The following is a 16,820-nucleotide window of genomic DNA, read 5'->3' as shown; positions in this document are numbered from 1 at the left end:
GGGTTTTTGGGGGAGCCTGTTTTAGAAAGCCTCACCAAAACACACTTTCAGAGCGATAAGCCCTAGTCCGGCGCGCCGACGAAATCCCTCTGCCAGACCGATGCCTGCTGCTCAGGCGGTTTGACGTTGCACGACGCCAGATAGACCCCGATCGTGAATGTCGCATTGGCCAGAGTGTTGAACCAGGCCGCCAGAGTGTAATGCGCGTCCACGGTTGAACCCTGCCAGGCAGAGTAGATCAGAAACACCACAGAGATCGGTCTCAGACCGAGAAACATGGCCCGCAGGGGATTGACGAAACCGGGTCTGACCAGAGAGCGGACCCGGTTGACGCCAAGATAGAACGACACCCAGAGAACCCAGATCAGAATGTCGAACATGGCGCTGAACGGGTCCATGCCCAGCAGAAAGATCATTGCCGCCGTCGCCGCTCCCGACAGCATGAGAGAGCCGAACAGGAGACTCATCCCCACTTCGAAAGCGGGGAGTCGTTCCGGCAGGCGATCCGCCAGCGGCTGAAAGACCCGATCCAGAATCCAGAGATCTACCCGGGTTATACCTTCGCCGACTGTCATCTCATGCCTCTCGCAACACCTGCTTCTTTCTCAGGCTTCGCCTTCGGGAGTCTTCTTGTCGACAGCCTGCGGAAGGAAGTGAGACAGCGCGGGCAGCAGCGTCTCAGCCGGCAGACCGGTGCGCGACACCAGCGCCTGCACTTCGGAATTACCCAAAATCTGGCGAATCTCATCCGGGGTAACCGGCAGATTGTCACCCTTACCGATCCACGAGCGCACCTTGTCGCCCAGTCCGGCCTCGTCAGCCTTGGCAACGATATTCTGGATCATTTCCGGCTGCAGAAGCGTCTGGATCTGTCCGCTCAGTTTCTCATGGAGATCCACTCCAAGCGCACTGCTGACCTTGTCGACAAGATTATCAAAAACACTCATTGAGTAAGCTCCCTGTTCCGCACGAAGACACCGCTGCTGGAAGCGCAACCCTGCCAGCTCCCGAATGTTACTCCACTTCGCATGCATTGGCGACAGATCACAGCTGCGTTATGGTCACAAACCCCATCCGGGACAGGATTTCGCAATGGAAATGTCTGATATGCGGCCAGCCCTACAAGACACGGGGCAAAGTTTCGTTATCCATAATCCCTCTTCCCGTTCTCTGTTTCAGGCAAAACCGTGCCCGCGCTTCCCGGAATTCCACTCTTTCTGATCAAGCGCGTTCCTTTCCTGAGCCATTTGCGTCCAATAAGGCAGCCGGGAGAGACACGGAACAACGCGTTTCGCTGGTTGTATGCTCCCACTCCGGCAGCCTTGGGGTTTGCGGTCCGTACGACCGTAGCCGCCATGCTGGCGCTGGTCATCGCCATGTGGATGGAACTGGACGACCCGCAATGGGCGGCCATGACCGTCTGGATCGTGGCGCAGGGCTCCCGCGGCGAAAGTCTCTCAAAATCCCGCTGGCGTATCGTCGGAACCGCCATCGGCGTGATCATGTCGATCACTCTGATCTCTGCGTTCCCGCAATATCCGTGGCTGTTTTTCCCGGCGCTCGCCATCTGGCTCGGCGTGTGCTGCGCGCTGGCCACGCTGGTCCATAACTTCCGGTCCTACGCACTCGTTCTCGCGGGCTACACCACGGCCATCATCGCGCTGGGTGCCGTCAACGATCCTGAAAACGTCTTCATGGTGGCCATGTCCCGCGCCACCTACATCATTCTCGGCATCACTTGCGAAGCCCTTCTGGCCGGGCTTTTCGCGCATAATCTCGCCGCCACGGCGCGTTCCAACATTCGCACGAAACTGCGGAGTGCGCTGACAAGCGTCTCGGAGGCCATCTCGAGTCTTCTGGAAGGGAATCAGGCCGCCCTGATCCGGTCACGCACCCTGTTCGGCCCCCTTCTGTCGATCAACGACCAGATCGAATTCAGTGAAGTCGAAATGGGTCCGCATGGTCATGAGGGCGATCACGCTCGCGCCGCCCTCGCCGCCGTGTCCGTTCTGCTGTCACGAGGTCTCGGCATGACGGTCAGACTCCAGTCGCTGGACCGGGCCCAGCCAGTCTTCGATCAGACGGCGCTCCTGACCCGGACCTTTCTGGAGACCGTGCCACCCCGTCTTGATACGGATGAAAATGTCGAACTTGTCCGGCATGACCTGTCATTGCTGCGGGCCGAATGTCGCCAGCGTATCGTCGACGCCCTGACTGAAGAAATCGCGATTGGCGACCGCACGGCCAAAGATCCGCGCATTCCGGGACTGCTGGATCAACGCATTCTGCATAACGCACTGGATGAGTTGCTGGCGGAACTCGATATCGCGCTGGCGGAGTTCAAGGCCAGCCACACCGTCATTCCCGGCGACCATTTCCGTTTCCGGCTCCAGTCCCACCGCGACTGGCGTGAGGCCGCCTATAATGGCGTGCGGGCCGCCGCCGCGACTGTGGCATCCGCTCTGCTGTGGGAAATCACTGCATGGCCGACCGGCCTCGGGTTTGTGACATTCGTGACACTGGTCTGTGGCCTGTTCGCCACAAGAGAGAATCCTGTTCTCGCCACGTCCAACTTCCTCAAGGGCGGCATCTGGGCCGCCGTTGTCTCGTTCTTCCTCGTCTTTCTGCTGATCCCCCGCATGTCGGAATACGAGATGCTGATCGCCGCCATGTTCATCCCGAGCGTCGCTGGCGGACTCGCCGCCCGCAATGCCTCTACGGCGCTTCATGCCGCGGCTTACACGCTGCTTCTCCCGAACTTCGTGCACACATGGAATCAGGGGCGCTGGAACGAGATCGGCTGGTTCAACTCGACGGGCGCTGTCCTGCTGGGTGTCGCTTTTGCGGTGGCGATCTTCCGTCTCGTGCTGCCTTTCAATGCGGCCGATGAACGCTGGCGGATGCGGAGAACCATGCTGCAGGATCTGCGTACGCTGGCCGCGGCCCAACCGATTCCGCTGACACAGGACTGGACCGGTCGAAACATCGATCGATTCGCTCGCGTCATCCGGCATGCCGGCCCTACGCCCTCCCCCACCATCGAGGGTTATCTGCAGGGCACGCTGGCCGCCATGACCATTGGCCTCAACATCATCCGTCTGCGCAATGTTCAGGCCCGTAACCAGCTCCCACCGCAGGCACGACAGGCCGTGCAGGCGACGCTGAACCGGATGAGCCAGTTCACCGGCAACTATAACCGGGCTTCCACGACTGCCCGCCGCGCTACAGCCATTCTTCGCCAGATTGAAGGGCGAGAAGAAAATATCACCACACGCATCGAGCTGACGCGCGCTATCGCCTATCTGATCGTCGTCTCACATGAGCTGGATGCCAATCGCGTCTTCCTTGACGCCTCCAAGCGTTTCAAGGTGTGAGCCTCTTTTTCCATCAAAATTATCTCTCTCCGTAAAACATCCTCTTTTTCCGGGCGTTGAACCTGTCCGATATCAGCGCGGTCTGGTGCAAAAAGGAAAAGAGCATGTCACGAAAGACCTGGATTTACGGGCTCGGGGGCGCCGTCGTCATCGTCCTGATTGGGGGCGGTCTCTGGAAAACTGTCCTTCAGAATGAGCGGGCGACGTTGCCCGTGGCGGAAGGCACAGGCCCCCGGCCCACGCTGCCCGCTCCCGACCCGAGACTGGTTCCCACAATCAATGTCGCCTCACCTGTCGGATGGCAGAACAATGCTCATCCTGTCGCAGCGGCTGGTCTGACGGTCACGCCGTATGCAACCGGTCTGGACCATCCACGCTGGCTCTACAAATTGCCCAACGGTGACATTCTGGTGGCCGAATCCGAATCGCCGGGCACGGATGCAAACTCTGTCAAAAGTGTCTTTGCCAACTTCTTCATGAAAAAAGCCGGAGCCGGTGGCAAAAGTCCCGACAGGATCATCCTGCTGAGAGATTCCAGGCAGTCAGGACAGGCTGATACGCACGAGGTGTTTCTTGAACATCTCCACTCCCCGTTCGGGATGGCGCTGATCGGAAACGATCTCTATGTCGCCAATGCCGATGCGATCATGCGCTTCCCTTATCACGAGGGCGAAACCCATATCAGCGAACCGGGCGAGAAGATTGTCGACCTTCCGTCGGGATATAATCACCACTGGACCAAGAACATTCTGGCCGCCCCCGATGGACAGTCCCTGTTCGTCACGGTGGGATCAAACAGCAATGTCGCGGAAAACGGCATGGAAGCGGAAAAGGACCGAGCGCGCATCCTGCATCTGGATCTCGCAAGCCGCACTCTGACTCCCTACGCCACGGGTCTGCGCAATCCCAATGGACTGGCATGGGAGCCGCAAACCGGCGCTCTCTGGGTTGCGGTCAATGAACGAGATGAAATCGGCAGCGATCTGGTGCCTGACTATATCACAGCAGTAAAAGAGGGCGGATTTTACGGCTGGCCTTACAGCTATTACGGTCAGCATGTCGACGCTCGTGTGAAACCTGAAAATCCATCACTGGTCACACAGGCTATTGTCCCCGATTACGCAATCTGCCCACACACAGCCTCTCTCGGCGTTGCCTTTGCTATGGATGCTCAGGCGTTGCCAACCGACTGGCGTAGTGGACTGTTCATTGCCCAGCACGGCTCATGGAACCGACGGCCCAAAAGTGGCTACAAGGTGATCTATGTGCCTTTTGAGAATGGAAAACCTTCTGGCGCACCCAAGGATGTTCTCACCGGCTTTCTGACGGGTGACGAAGATCATGTGTATGGACGCCCGGTTGGCCTTGCGCTGGACAAGGATGGTGCGCTGCTGGTGGCAGATGATGTCGGGAACGCGGTCTGGCGGGTGACCGCAACGTCTGCTCAGTAATAGAGCGTTTCGGTGGGGAGAGTGGTTCCGTTGCGAAACGCTCTCCCACTCAAGAACAATCAGCCTAATTTTTCTTGGGGGTTCAGAGAAAATTATAAAAGGATTTTCCAAAAAACTTTTGTTGCCGACGGAAAACTCTGAAAAGTGACTCTCTATTATGAGCACCACGTTTTAAAAGCATGCTCCAGCCTCTGCCATCCAGCTTCCGAACGAGGCAATCCAAATCGAATATCAGTCAGCCTTTCTGAAAAAGATCGTGTAACAATACCCTGCTTACATAAATGAGCCCATAAGTCGGGCGCTTCATTGCTTCTGGCAAGAGCAAACAAGCTGGTATGTCCGACAACAGAAATATCTCTTTTCCGACAAAGGCTCAAAAATCTTTGCATATCACAGACAAGTTTTGTTTTCTGTTGATCCAGCCATTCCCGATCATTCAGAGCCTTGCACCCTATGGTAATCGCAGCCGTTCCCACGGCCCATGCGCCAAGCATACCCCTCATACGCTCAGCCAGAGTTTCCGCAGTCAGCAAAAAGCCCAACCGAATGCCGGGAAGACCATAAGTTTTTCCGAAAGATCTCAGAACACTCAAGGCAGGATGTGGAAGATAGGGAGCTACGCTGATATGATTTTCAAAATCAGCATAGGCTTCATCGATAATCAAATGACTTCCCACACGCGTGCAACGTTCGGCCAAAGCCAGAAGAGTCAGCGGATCGTGACAACGTCCATCCGGATTGTTCGGATTGCATAGAATACCAACACGACCCGGCTGCGCTGTTTCTTCCCTGAATCTCTCAATCTCATTGACAGTATGAACATCAGAACCAGCATTGCGCCATGCTGTCGCATGGCCACTGTAAGTGGGACCGAGCACAATGACCTGTCTGCTTTTCAGCACATAAGGAAGCAGAGAAATCAGAAGCTGCGTTCCCGGACCAGTAACAACAAGCTTTGACGACTGTACGCCGTATGCCTGCATGGCCGCATCAATCAGTCTTGTTTCTTCTCCGTGCTCAGGAAGACGGACCAGATCAGTTTGCTGCACTTCTCCGAATGGATAGGGATAAGGGCTGATACCCGTCGAGAGATCAATAAATGGCTCTAGAGCCTCTGGAAATGCCCGCATGACCAGTTCAACCTGTCCGCCATGCTCAGGGATTTCTGGCAGAACAGTCATGGTCTTTTCACTACACGAGCCAATGCCAGCAACGCTCCGATATCAACATGCTTTTCGAGATGATCAGCCCAAGAATCCAGAGCTTCTTCCACGTCCTCATTGTGATCTCTCAATGGGCCCGTATCCAGCCCGATCCTGTTGAGCAAAGCCTGTCTTGCTGCACCATTGGACAGCACCCCATGCAGATAGGTTCCCCATATACGACCATCTGCCGAACAGGCCCCTTGATTCTGCCCAGCTATTGACGCAAATGGTCGTTCACATGCGGCACCTGTTGTTCGCCCCATGTGAATTTCATAGCCACTGACAGGAACTTTTTCAGGGAGAAGCAGTCCCTCCACTTCGACAAGCTGCTTATCCAGCGTCAGACGTGTCGTCACATCCAGCAAACCCAAACCCGCTGTTTCAGTCACGCTTCCTTCCACGCCGTCAGGATCAGAAATCAACTGCCCCAACATCTGGTAGCCACCACAGATTCCCAGAACAGCCCCTTTCCGTCGGACATGTCCGGCAAGATCTACATCCCATCCATGATTTCTAAAAAACTCCAGATCAGAAATGGTCGCTTTCGATCCGGGCAGAATAACAAGATCGCAAACGGGAAGTGGCTGACCGGGTTCAACAATCAACAGGTCCACGTCAGGCATCGCATTCAATGGGTCAAGATCATCGAAGTTGGCGATGCAGGGCATATGCGGCACGGCAACTCTGACCCGTGCGCCGCGTTTGGAAACCGTCTGCAAATCGGCAGCATCTTCTGCAGGCAGAGCACGCACGGCATCACAGTGCGGGACCAGACCAAGTGCTTCCCACCCTGTCCTATCAGCAATAAAATCCATGCCATCAGCAAACAACAATGGATCGCCACGCATCCGGTTTACAATAAACCCCTTGATACGGTCAGAGTCTTTTGCATCACAAACAGCCTTCGTTCCCACAAGACTGGCTATGACCCCACCCCGGTCAATATCGCCGACCAGCACGACATCCATATCCGCCGCCTGCGCAAAGCCCATATTGGCAATGTCATGTGCACGTAGATTGATTTCGGAAGCAGACCCGGCCCCTTCCACCAGAACGATATCCGCCTGATCGGTCAATCCGTAAAATGCGTCGAGCACCTCAGGCATCAGTGTAGGTTTGATCGAAGCATATTCCTTCGCCTGAAAAGCTCGCTGAACCTTTCCCCGAACAACAAGCTGTGCACCAATTTCACTCTGCGGTTTCAGCAACACAGGATTCATATCTACGGTTGGCGGCACACCACAACCCCGCGCCTGCAATGCCTGTGCTCTTCCAATTTCACCACCATCAGCAGTGACCGCAGCATTGTTGGACATGTTCTGAGGTTTGAAGGGGCGCACACGCAAACCTCGCCGGGTCAGCACCCGGGCGAGGCCTGCCACCAGCACGGACTTGCCGACACTAGAGCCAGTTCCCTGAAACATCAGCGCACGCGCCATCAGAATTCGATACCTTCCTGCGCTTTCACACCCGCCTTGAAATGATGCTTCACAAGCGTCATCTCCGTGACCAGATCAGCAGCTTCCACCAGAGAAGCCGGAGCGTTACGGCCGGTTATCACCACATGCTGCATGGTCGGACGCGCCGCGAGATCCTCAAGCACCATTTCCAGCGGCAGATAATCATAACGTAAGGCGATATTCAGTTCGTCCAAGACAACCAGCCCCACATCTTCGCGACGCAACGCTTTGCGAGCGACATCCCACGCACGAACTGCCGCCGCAATATCCCTGCTTCTATCCTGTGTTTCCCACGTAAAACCTTCGCCAAGCGTGTGCCATTCAAGAAGATCATCAAACCGCTCAAGTGCGATTTTCTCGCCTGTGGACCAGGCTCCCTTGATAAACTGAACCACAACAACCCGCTTGCCGCGCCCCAGCATCCGCAAGGCCAGACCGAACGCTGCTGTCGACTTCCCTTTCCCCGGGCCTGTATTGATGGCGAGAAGACCTTTTTCAATGGTCTTTTCAGCAACTTCCTGATCCTGCACTTCCTTGCGTCGCTGCATCTTCATCTGATGTCGCTGGTTGTCTGCCTCATCAGTCATGCTTGTTTTTCCCATTCTGCCATCACATGAAAATACGAACCCGAGACCAGACCACGCTGCCCGCCGGCTGGCCCAAGCTCTTTCCCGGTTCCATCAAAAAGATTTACGAGAGGCTGATCTGAACCGGGATCAGTCACTTGGGCGTAATGAAACTCATGTCCCCGAAAACGTGTTCCTGCTTCTCCCAGTGCACAGGATGCGCGTAGCACAGCTTCACGGTAGCCCAGATTGATCTTTCGTTTTGCAAAACTAGTGACATGCCCAAGCAGACCAGCCATCGGATGAAGGATGCCTTGCGCATCTTCCAGCGCCTTTCCCAGCACCATGAACCCACCACACTCACCATGAACAGGGCGGGATTCTGCAAACTTTCTCAATCTATGATGAAAGTTTCTGGATGATGATAAGACTCCAGCATGTAATTCAGGATACCCTCCTGACAACCAGCATACATCGCACGACGGATCTGGAACTTCATCCGCTAACGGTGAAAATGGCACAATTTCCGCACCGGCTTGTCGCCAACTCTGTGCGATATGTCCGTAAAAAAACGAAAAAGCCGCATCATCGGCTAAGGCAATCCGCTGTCCGGGAGGCGACACAGCCACAACCGGTGAAGCAGTTTCCACGGACAGTGGTTTTGCCACCGCCAGCAGGGCGTCCATATCCAGCGCCTTGAGCGTCCGATCCGCCAGACGATGTAGCACTGTGTGCAATTCGGACTGCTCCCGTGCCTGCACCAATCCGAGATGACGTTCAGGCAGCACCAGCGTCTTATCCCTCATAAACGCACCCAATACGGGCAGGCCAGCGGACTGAACCGCACCTGCCGCCATAGCAAGATGACGCGGTGAAGCAACCTGATTGAGAATAATGCCCGCAATCCGCACATGCGCATTCAGCGTTGCAAATCCATGCGCTACGGCGCCAGCCGATTGGCCCTGCCCCGAAACATCGAGCACAAGCACAACAGGAATATCAAACCGGGCAGCAATGTCGGACGGTGCTCCACGTGCTCCTTCCGGCTCCATCAGGCCATCAAACAGCCCCATGGCGGATTCCACAATCAAAAGATCCGTGTCCTGCAAAGCACTCGACAGCAATCCTTCAAGCACGGGCGAGGGCATCGCCCAACTATCGAGATTGAAACTTGGTTGTCCTGTCACAGCTTCATGAAAAGCTGGATCAATATAATCCGGTCCTGTCTTGGCTCCCCTCACCCGTATACCTTGTTCTCTGAGTGCTGCCAGCAATCCCAGAGTCACGGTTGTTTTTCCGCCACCAGACCGCGGTGCGGCAATCATGAGAGCCTTCGGCATCATGCCCGTCACAGCAGTTTTCGAAATCGTGCTCATGCCTGGCCACTCAAGCTATCATACGCACTGTTTTTCCGGGGATGCCACAGCCCCCGTCGCAGCATTTCCTTGAGTCGATCGTGAATAGCCTGATGTGCGGCAGGATTCGCTGCTCTTATGAAAGAATCATTGTCAGAATCAGCCAGCATCGCGTCAAAAACCAGATCGAACTGATGATCGAGCCGCACTGGCAGCGTAGCAGCGAAAGCAGCCAGCGCGTCCACTCCACGCGACATTTCCGCAGCTCCCCGATAACCATGTCGTCGCATCCCTGACAGCCAACGGGGATTTGTCAGTCGTCCTCTCACGACACGTACAATTTCTGCCTCTGTATTCCGCAGTTTCGGGCCATCGGGATCTGATGTATCGCCGTGCCACATAACCGGTTTCTTATCGAAAAATGCCGCGACAGCAGCCAGTCCGCCTTCATGCGCAGCCATGTCAGACGTTTCCAGAATATCCGTTTCGGCATGATCCTGTATGTGCAGAATAACATCCGCCTGCCCGATCTGACGGCTCAGACCGTCATTACCCTGAAACTGAGCCTGTTCCTTGTCATAACTCCAGCTATTGGCATCAAGATACGCATTCGCAAGATCAGCACGTTCCGTCCAGCTTCCTGTCTGCAAGACATTTTCCAGACCGGTGCCATATGATCCGGGTGCGGGCCCGAAAACACGTGGAGGAACAGAAGCGTTGTCTACACAAGCTGCGGCGAGCGGATTCCATTCGTCACTTTCCCGGCGCGCAGCAACAGCTTCAACGGCTTGTCGAAAAAGACCAATTTGTGCTGGGAAGGTATCCCGGAAAAAACCGGAAATACGCAATGTGACATCGACACGTGGACGATCAAGCACTGGCATGGGAACAATGTCGATCCCACTGACCCTGCCACTGGTGCGATCCCATAGCGGTTCGACCCCCATCAACAGCAGCGCGAGCGCCAGATCCTCTCCACCAGTCCGTAAACTTGCCGATCCCCACAGATCCATGACCAAATGACGCAGCGGCTCGCCTTCCTCCTGCAAATGCCGCGTCAAAATCTGCTCTGCCTGCGCACGAGCCAGTTCTACGGCAATAGGAGTTGGAATCGCCCGAGGATCAATTGTGAAAAGGTTTCTGCCTGTGGGCAGGACATCAAGACGCCCACGTGTCGGTGCACCAGCTGGACCGGGCTCAACAAAGCGCCCTTCGAGTGCCGCCAGAAAAGATTCACGCTCCTGCTGAGCGCTGAGAACGAGGCGCTGTATCACGCTCTTCTCATCAACACCGGAGCGATTCGAAACAGTTTTCGCCAGATCAGCACTTTTTGGAGCCATCTGTCCGAAGACATGCAGCCCATCGCGAATCTGGAGGTCCTTTACGTCGCAGAGATAGGCATCCAGTCGGGCAAGCGCTTCTGCCTCATCACCCTCGCCGGACTGCACACCACTTTCCGCCAGCACACCCATGCTGGATGCCCGATTGAGAATATCACGACGCAGCAATGTCACACGACGACGATCCATCCCGTCGGCTTCTGCATATTCATCGATCAGCGCTTCAAGTTCCGCCATATCTCCGGAGAGACCTGCTTTCACCACCGGCGGTGTCATATGTCCGATGGTCACGGCACCCAGACGTCGTTTCGCCGCCGCCGCTTCACCGGGATTGTTGACAATAAATGGATAGATCACCGGAATGCCTGCCGTCAGGACAGACGAGCAGCAGCTTTCGGACAATGCGACCGCTTTTCCCGGCAGCCACTCCAGCGTACCATGCGCCCCTAGATGGACCATAGCGTCAATCTTGCAGACCAGACGCAGCCACAGATAAAAAGCGATATAGCCGTGACATGGCGGCACATCCGGGTCGTGATACTGCGTTTTTCGATCCACATGCCGTCCCCGGTCCGGCTGCACGGCGATCACCACATTCCCCAAATGGCAAAAGCGGAAACAAAACAGACCATCGCGTAATAACGGCTCGTCCTCCGGCTCGCCCCATGCAGCCATGACCGACAGACGAAAAGACTCAGGCAGATTCTCAAAATGATTTCTGTAGTCAGAAAGAGACCAGACTGCGCATCCTGCTCCTTCCGTCAGCGTCGAGACCAATCTCTCAGAATCAGCGTTCGCAGAGTCACCACAGTTGTAGCCCGTATCTCGCAACATTTCCAGAATACTGGACAGACTGGCAAAGCTGTCCAACCCGACAGCATGCGCAACCTGTGCTGAGACACTTGCCTCACTTGCTCCGGGATAATCGGACAGGATGATTGCCAATTTCCTGTCTGCTGCAGCGAGATGTCCGAGACGCGCCCATCCCAGAGCCTGCCGCACCGTGGCATCGATCCCCGGTCGCCATGCTTTCCGACGCGTCGGATAACCGGGAGTCGCCTCCTCCTTGAAGGAAATGGGAGCGGTCGCAATCCGGCCGTCCAGTTCAGGCAGGACAATCTGCATGGCCAGATCGGACTGGCTTAGGCCCCGAAAGCTCTCTCGCCACGCGCCTTCAGTGGACGCAGGCTGTACAAGCTGAAGAATCGTTACACCCGCTGCCTCAAGAGGGGATGTCACCATACCCTCTCCCCTGACAGCGAAGACCGTCGCATTGAGCACGATATCGGGTGCCGCTGCGAGCAGACGGTCTTCAACCCACGTTGCGACGTCTGCCTGTTTCAGGGATGAGACAAACAGGACTTCGGTCGCCATGCCGTGCTGTTCCAGCCTGTCGGCTAGTTCATCGATAGCGTCTGTGTCACCCGACAGCAGATGCGCCCGGTAGAAAACCAGTGAGGCACGCAATGCGAGATCATTACGGGCGTGCCGGTAAATACCCGCAGCGGGAAGAACCTCAGGCAATGCGCCGTCATCTTCACCCAACCCTGCGGTATAACGCATGAGTTTCAAGGCTTCATTAGTATTGCGTGGACCGCTTTCTTTCAGAAAACCACTCAGCCGTAAGCAGATTTCACTTTCTGCGGTGGACCAGGCGGCGAACTGGATATCTTCCCGATCATCACCGGGCAGCAGGATAAACGGAATCTCCTTGGAACGGCAGCAGGACGTCACTTCCTCGACGCCATACCGCCAGTATTCCAGCCCCCCCAGCAGACGGATCACTACGCACCGCGCATAGGCAATGGTCTGCTCGACATACAGGTCGATCGACATGGGATGACGCAGACGGGCGAGATTCACCAATCGCAGTGAAAACTCCGGTTTCGCCATTCTTTCGTAGGCACGCTCAAGAGAGAGCAGATCGCTGTCCGTGAAGGACAGGACGATGACGTCAGCGGGCGCATGGCCGAGATCTTCGGCCACGTCCTGTTCATCGATGGACAGTTGATCCCGGACAAGCAGGTGCATGAGAGACTCAGTGCGCCTGTAAGGCCGTTTCGATAGCCTGCCGATCCAGCCCTTTCTGACCGATGACAACAAGACGGCCGGTGCGATCGTCACCTGTCAGAGGCTTGTCGAAGGCATGACGCACCCGGTTGCCGACGCCTTGTACTGCCAACCGCATGGGCTTGCCCTTTACGGCGGCAAAACCTTTCAGGCGCAGGATATCGAACTGGACCGCGACCTTAGCCAGATGCTTCACAAAGGCGTCCGCACTATTCTGCTCAGACACGGTAACGACAAATGAGTCGAAATCATCATGTTCGTGCTCATCAGCGCCGTCATGATGAGAAGGACGCGCCATGAGATCATCTTCCGCGCCAGCATCAAGTCCGAGCAGCACTGCTGGATCAAGTTTGCCTTCCACGGCCCGAAGCATTACCCGCTTACGCGGCAAAAGTGCTGTGATTTCCGCCTCTACGTTTTCCAGTTCCGCTTCATCCAGCAGATCGGTCTTGTTCAGAACCACCAGATCGGCCGACAGCAGTTGATCCTCGAACACTTCTGCCAGAGGATTATCGTGATCGAGGGAAGGATCGGCTGCCTGCTGGGCGGCGATCGCTGCCGGATCGTCAGCAAATCGGCCAGCCGCGACCGCAGGCGTATCGACCAGTGTAATGACACCATCCACAGTCATCCGTGTACGGATATCCGGCCAGCCGAACGCCTTGAGCAGCGGCTTCGGCAGAGCGAGACCCGATGTTTCGATCACGATATGCTCAGGCGGTTGCGGCCGGTCGATCAGAGCACGCATGGTCGGCAGGAAATCATCCGCAACGGTGCAGCACAGGCAGCCATTGGTGAGTTCGACGATATCCTCATCCGGACAACCTTCGATGCCGCAGGATCGCAGCGTTTCGCCATCAATTCCCAACGAGCCGAACTCATTGACCACGATGGCAATTCGTCGTCCGTGCGTCTGCGAGAAGAGATTCCGCAGCAGCGTGGTCTTGCCCGCTCCCAGAAAACCAGTGATCACGGTGACAGGAATTTTTACGCCAGCAGCAGATGTTGACGTTGGGGCTATGGAATTCATGTCGGCTCCTGTGCTGTGGGAAGCAGGGCTGGAAAGCGGCCCAGAATCATGTCGTTCAGGGAAGAAGGACGCTTGGACGGCATGACGGTGCCGGTTTTCGATGCTGCATACAGACCTGCGTAGGTTAGAAGGTCATCGGCTTTGTCGGGATTGAGATGGGCAAGCAGCCAAGCCCATTTTCCGGGCATCGAAATGGTTGCTGTGCAACCACTGCTACAGGCGGCCAGACATGAGACCGGCTGAAGAATCACACGCGCTGCATCGGCCTTATCGAGCAATGTCTCGTAAAGTGTGCGCCCAAGCGGCACAGCTTCCGGAGCGGAGCGTCGGCATGTCACACAGACATGGAGCGTCGGGCGAGCGGACTGTGTCTCTTCGTTCGGGCTGGCAGGCAGATCATTCATGTCCTGTCCTTACGTCCTTGCAAAAACAGGGTGCGGTCAGCAAGGCCTCCAGCGGGAGGGGGCACACGACAGGCGCAAACCCTCATGATCCGGGCACCCCGCCGGTCCATGACACTTCTTGTTCATGACGGCAGGTCTCCTGGCTCACGGTCGGAACAATTGTCCCGGACACCCGATCGCCTTCCCGGAACTCTCCAGTGGCGTCCTCCCATTATGGGAGAAAAGGGGCGTCACAAACCGCCTACAGTTGCGGGGGCAGCGCCGGAGTTGGTCCATGACCGCACCGGCTTCCCTTTTCAGTTCCTTGCGGAACACCATCCCCATCTGTCTATCGGTGGGGCCGGAGCGTGTCAAAATAGACCTCTCCCTTCGCCGTGCATTCAATGGCACGAAAATGTTTATCAGAACTATTTTCTGACTGATTTGTTGGCTGCCTTTGGAATCAAAATGATTGCTCGGTTGGTTTGACAGAAACCAGCATGTTCAGCACCACTTATCTATGTCTTTTCCGACAAATCATGGAATCCGAGTGCGCTGCTGGGTGCTCGGATTGAACCGATGCTCAATATTGTGCTCTGCAACTGCGTGAGCACTAGACAGTATACGCACGCACCCCACACCTTTCTCTGCGTCAAAGACCAACCTGAACACACCGTCTGATGTGCAGGTTTCTACCTATCAAGATCACCTCTATGGAAATATGACACAAGAAAAGGCACCGCACTTACGTAATAAATATATTTACAATAAATCACAATTAAAATATCAATATTATACGTTAATTTCTTATTTAAATTAATAAACAAAAAGCACAAAAGTAATTTAAATATAAAAATAAATGCATTTATTTATTTATTTAAATAATCTATTGCAGAAAAATCGATCAGACCAAGCCACTTCACTGAATAATCACAATACAAATCGCCCTCACCAACACCCTCTCCACATTGTGAATATTAACAACCATTAACGATAGGCCGATCATCCTATTGTTTAATAAAGAAAAACAGACTTCATTCCAGACAGCATCCATTAAACGAGAACCACAACATAAAACTGCAATCACTTGAAAGATTGTCAGAAAGTTAAATTAATCACTTTTGTTTTCATTTTTGATTTGTTGTTTACCTTTTTGATTCTTTATGGCAGAGCAATCCATGCAGTTCAAAAAGTGAACAACAAACAAGATCACGAGGTTTTCAATGGTCTCGAATGCTTCAGGCAATGCCTACAAGACAATTCTGTTCGATGATGAGAATTCATCGACATATCTCACATCCGGCCAAAACTATGTGGTTCAGAATATCGGCAGCATCACAGCTGATCTGACCGTCTGGAATAACAATACTGCCTATATCTTTGGCGATGTAGACGTAACTATGAGTGGTACGAGCAGTAAAGTTAGCTTTGCAAACTCCACCAGCGACAACAATCTGACTATCTCAGGTGGAAACAATACTGTTTCAGATTTTGCGGGAACAGTGAATGCCGCTAATTCTGTTGGAAATACTTTTATTGATGCCACCGGCACTCTTTATACTGGTGCTTACAACAACTTCGTCAATGCCGATGGTGCCACCATCGTAGCAGGCGCCAAATCCCAGTTCCTGCAGTGCACCAATACTACCATCACCACAGGTTCTGATTCGGTTTTTGATACGTTCAATAACGGAACGATCAATGCAGGCATGAAGACGATCGCAAATGTGATCTCCAATTCCGATGTCACGCTGGGACGTAACAGTTCAATTGTTACCCTGACCGACAGCAGTCTGACGACGGACGGCACAGGCACGACCGTCGGAGCGTTGAAGAATTCGCAGGTCAACTGGGCTACAGATGGTAATGGTGACTTCGCTTCTGAAGGTTATGGAAGTTTTTACGTTACCGGTTCCATTCAGGGCACAAACTCTATCCAAGGCCAATCTGTTTACGCTTCTTTTGGCACCATGGATTCAACCGCACAACTGAACCTCAATGTATGGGGAACGGGCTCCACCATTACAGGCGGCACAGGACATCAGTCCGTCGTCCAGGATGGCACCGGTTCGATGACTTTCATCAGTGCCGCAAGCAACTCTGGCTCCTTCACTGCCACAGGCGGCACCGGTGGCGACACATTCCAGGCTTATAGCAGCATGCAGATGACCGGTGGTTCCGGTACAGGCAACACCTTTGACATCATCAAAACGGCAGCTGGCGCCACGGATGTCATCACCGACTTCACAGCCTCCGCTCATAACGTCATTGAACTGTCCGGTTTCGGTCTTACACAGTCTGATCTGGGATCTATCCTGCAAAACGCTACCACGAATACATCTGGCACACTGCTTCATATTGACGACCACACCTCAGTGCTGCTGTCGGATGTGCACGACAATAATTCTCTGCAGGCCAGCAGCTTCACGTTGTCCTGAGCTTTTTGTTGATGGGCAAGTTCTGCTGGAGTGAATCCAGCAGAACTCCTTTGAAGATAAGCAAAAAAGAAACGTTTTTAAAACGCTATATAAAATAATTAATATTTACACACTTTAGGAAATTGTTTTATTGGTATCGGATTTTAAA

At 54.4% G+C, this 16,820-nt stretch carries 12 protein-coding genes and 1 riboswitch; of the genes, 3 read left to right on the top strand and 9 right to left on the bottom strand.

All coding sequences use genetic code 11. From position 1 onward, the window contains the following. Positions 1–62 precede the first annotated feature (62 nt). Together B3759_RS04935 and B3759_RS04930 are read right to left on the bottom strand one after the other, a co-directional pair. Positions 63–575 (bottom strand): hypothetical protein, encoded by a 513-nt coding sequence (locus B3759_RS04935; RefSeq protein ID WP_291364182.1) that lies wholly within the window; start codon positions 573–575, stop codon positions 63–65. Between the two features lie 30 nt (positions 576–605). Further along, the gene (locus B3759_RS04930; protein ID WP_291364180.1) at positions 606–947 is read right to left on the bottom strand and encodes a YidB family protein; all 342 of its coding nucleotides are present in this window, start codon (positions 945–947) and stop codon (positions 606–608) included. Positions 948–1,187: 240 nt separating this feature from the next. On the opposite strand from B3759_RS04930, the gene B3759_RS04925 reads away from it, so the two are divergent. Both B3759_RS04925 and B3759_RS04920 read left to right on the top strand, forming a co-directional pair. Further along, positions 1,188–3,374, top strand: coding sequence for an FUSC family protein (locus tag B3759_RS04925; protein ID WP_291364178.1), 2,187 nt, complete (start codon positions 1,188–1,190; stop codon positions 3,372–3,374). Between the two features lie 104 nt (positions 3,375–3,478). Next, positions 3,479–4,825 carry a PQQ-dependent sugar dehydrogenase gene (locus tag B3759_RS04920; protein ID WP_291364176.1) on the top strand — a complete coding sequence of 449 codons (1,347 nt, stop codon included), beginning with the start codon at positions 3,479–3,481 and terminating at the stop codon, positions 4,823–4,825. A gap of 155 nt (positions 4,826–4,980) precedes the next feature. On the opposite strand, the gene cobD is transcribed toward B3759_RS04920, so the two are convergent. The 7 genes from cobD to B3759_RS04885 are packed head-to-tail and all read right to left on the bottom strand — an operon-like array spanning position 4,981 to position 14,255. Next, positions 4,981–6,006 (bottom strand): threonine-phosphate decarboxylase CobD, encoded by a 1,026-nt coding sequence (gene cobD, locus B3759_RS04915; protein ID WP_291364174.1) that lies wholly within the window; start codon positions 6,004–6,006, stop codon positions 4,981–4,983. After that, complete coding sequence (locus B3759_RS04910; RefSeq protein ID WP_291364172.1) at positions 6,003–7,469, bottom strand: cobyric acid synthase; 1,467 nt, start codon at positions 7,467–7,469, stop codon at positions 6,003–6,005. Before B3759_RS04910 ends, cobD begins: the two co-directional genes overlap by 4 nt. Further along, positions 7,469–8,077: a cob(I)yrinic acid a,c-diamide adenosyltransferase gene (gene cobO, locus B3759_RS04905; protein ID WP_291364170.1), complete on the bottom strand. Its 609-nt coding sequence runs from the start codon at positions 8,075–8,077 to the stop codon at positions 7,469–7,471. Before cobO ends, B3759_RS04910 begins: the two co-directional genes overlap by 1 nt. Then, positions 8,074–9,396, bottom strand: coding sequence for a cobyrinate a,c-diamide synthase (locus B3759_RS04900; RefSeq protein WP_291364231.1), 1,323 nt, complete (start codon positions 9,394–9,396; stop codon positions 8,074–8,076). Before B3759_RS04900 ends, cobO begins: the two co-directional genes overlap by 4 nt. Positions 9,397–9,428: 32 nt before the next feature. Then, positions 9,429–12,782: a cobaltochelatase subunit CobN gene (gene cobN, locus B3759_RS04895; protein ID WP_291364168.1), complete on the bottom strand. Its 3,354-nt coding sequence runs from the start codon at positions 12,780–12,782 to the stop codon at positions 9,429–9,431. A gap of 7 nt (positions 12,783–12,789) precedes the next feature. Then, positions 12,790–13,851 carry a cobalamin biosynthesis protein CobW gene (gene cobW / locus B3759_RS04890; protein ID WP_291364166.1) on the bottom strand — a complete coding sequence of 354 codons (1,062 nt, stop codon included), beginning with the start codon at positions 13,849–13,851 and terminating at the stop codon, positions 12,790–12,792. Next, positions 13,848–14,255 carry a DUF1636 domain-containing protein gene (locus B3759_RS04885; protein WP_291364164.1) on the bottom strand — a complete coding sequence of 136 codons (408 nt, stop codon included), beginning with the start codon at positions 14,253–14,255 and terminating at the stop codon, positions 13,848–13,850. The genes cobW and B3759_RS04885 overlap by 4 nt, the downstream gene beginning before the upstream one ends. A 112-nt stretch (positions 14,256–14,367) precedes the next feature. Next, a riboswitch (cobalamin riboswitch) is annotated at positions 14,368–14,589 on the bottom strand. An 868-nt stretch (positions 14,590–15,457) separates the two neighbouring features. Between B3759_RS04885 and B3759_RS04880 the strand changes: the two genes are divergently transcribed. Continuing rightward, positions 15,458–16,672: a hypothetical protein gene (locus B3759_RS04880; RefSeq protein WP_291364161.1), complete on the top strand. Its 1,215-nt coding sequence runs from the start codon at positions 15,458–15,460 to the stop codon at positions 16,670–16,672. Positions 16,673–16,820 lie beyond the last annotated feature (148 nt).

It is taken from the genome of Acetobacter sp. UBA5411 (assembly GCF_002409645.1).
In the GTDB taxonomy this organism is placed as follows: Bacteria; Pseudomonadota; Alphaproteobacteria; order Acetobacterales; family Acetobacteraceae; genus Acetobacter.
Note: the sequence above shows the minus strand (reverse complement) of the source record. Positions and strands in the feature narration are given on the sequence as shown.

Excerpts from the sequence above, each read along its gene's own strand:
- cobO (WP_291364170.1), bottom strand. The coding sequence starts at position 8,077 with ATGACTGATGAGGCAGACAACCAGCGACATCAGATGAAGATGCAGCGA.
- B3759_RS04900 (WP_291364231.1), bottom strand. The coding sequence starts at position 9,396 with ATGCCGAAGGCTCTCATGATTGCCGCACCGCGGTCTGGTGGCGGAAAA.
- B3759_RS04910 (WP_291364172.1), bottom strand. The coding sequence starts at position 7,469 with ATGGCGCGTGCGCTGATGTTTCAGGGAACTGGCTCTAGTGTCGGCAAG.
- cobW (WP_291364166.1), bottom strand. The coding sequence starts at position 13,851 with ATGAATTCCATAGCCCCAACGTCAACATCTGCTGCTGGCGTAAAAATT.
- B3759_RS04935 (WP_291364182.1), bottom strand. The coding sequence starts at position 575 with ATGACAGTCGGCGAAGGTATAACCCGGGTAGATCTCTGGATTCTGGAT.
- B3759_RS04880 (WP_291364161.1), top strand. The coding sequence starts at position 15,458 with ATGGTCTCGAATGCTTCAGGCAATGCCTACAAGACAATTCTGTTCGAT.
- B3759_RS04920 (WP_291364176.1), top strand. The coding sequence starts at position 3,479 with ATGTCACGAAAGACCTGGATTTACGGGCTCGGGGGCGCCGTCGTCATC.
- cobN (WP_291364168.1), bottom strand. The coding sequence starts at position 12,782 with ATGCACCTGCTTGTCCGGGATCAACTGTCCATCGATGAACAGGACGTG.
- B3759_RS04930 (WP_291364180.1), bottom strand. The coding sequence starts at position 947 with ATGAGTGTTTTTGATAATCTTGTCGACAAGGTCAGCAGTGCGCTTGGA.
- B3759_RS04885 (WP_291364164.1), bottom strand. The coding sequence starts at position 14,255 with ATGAATGATCTGCCTGCCAGCCCGAACGAAGAGACACAGTCCGCTCGC.
- cobD (WP_291364174.1), bottom strand. The coding sequence starts at position 6,006 with ATGACTGTTCTGCCAGAAATCCCTGAGCATGGCGGACAGGTTGAACTG.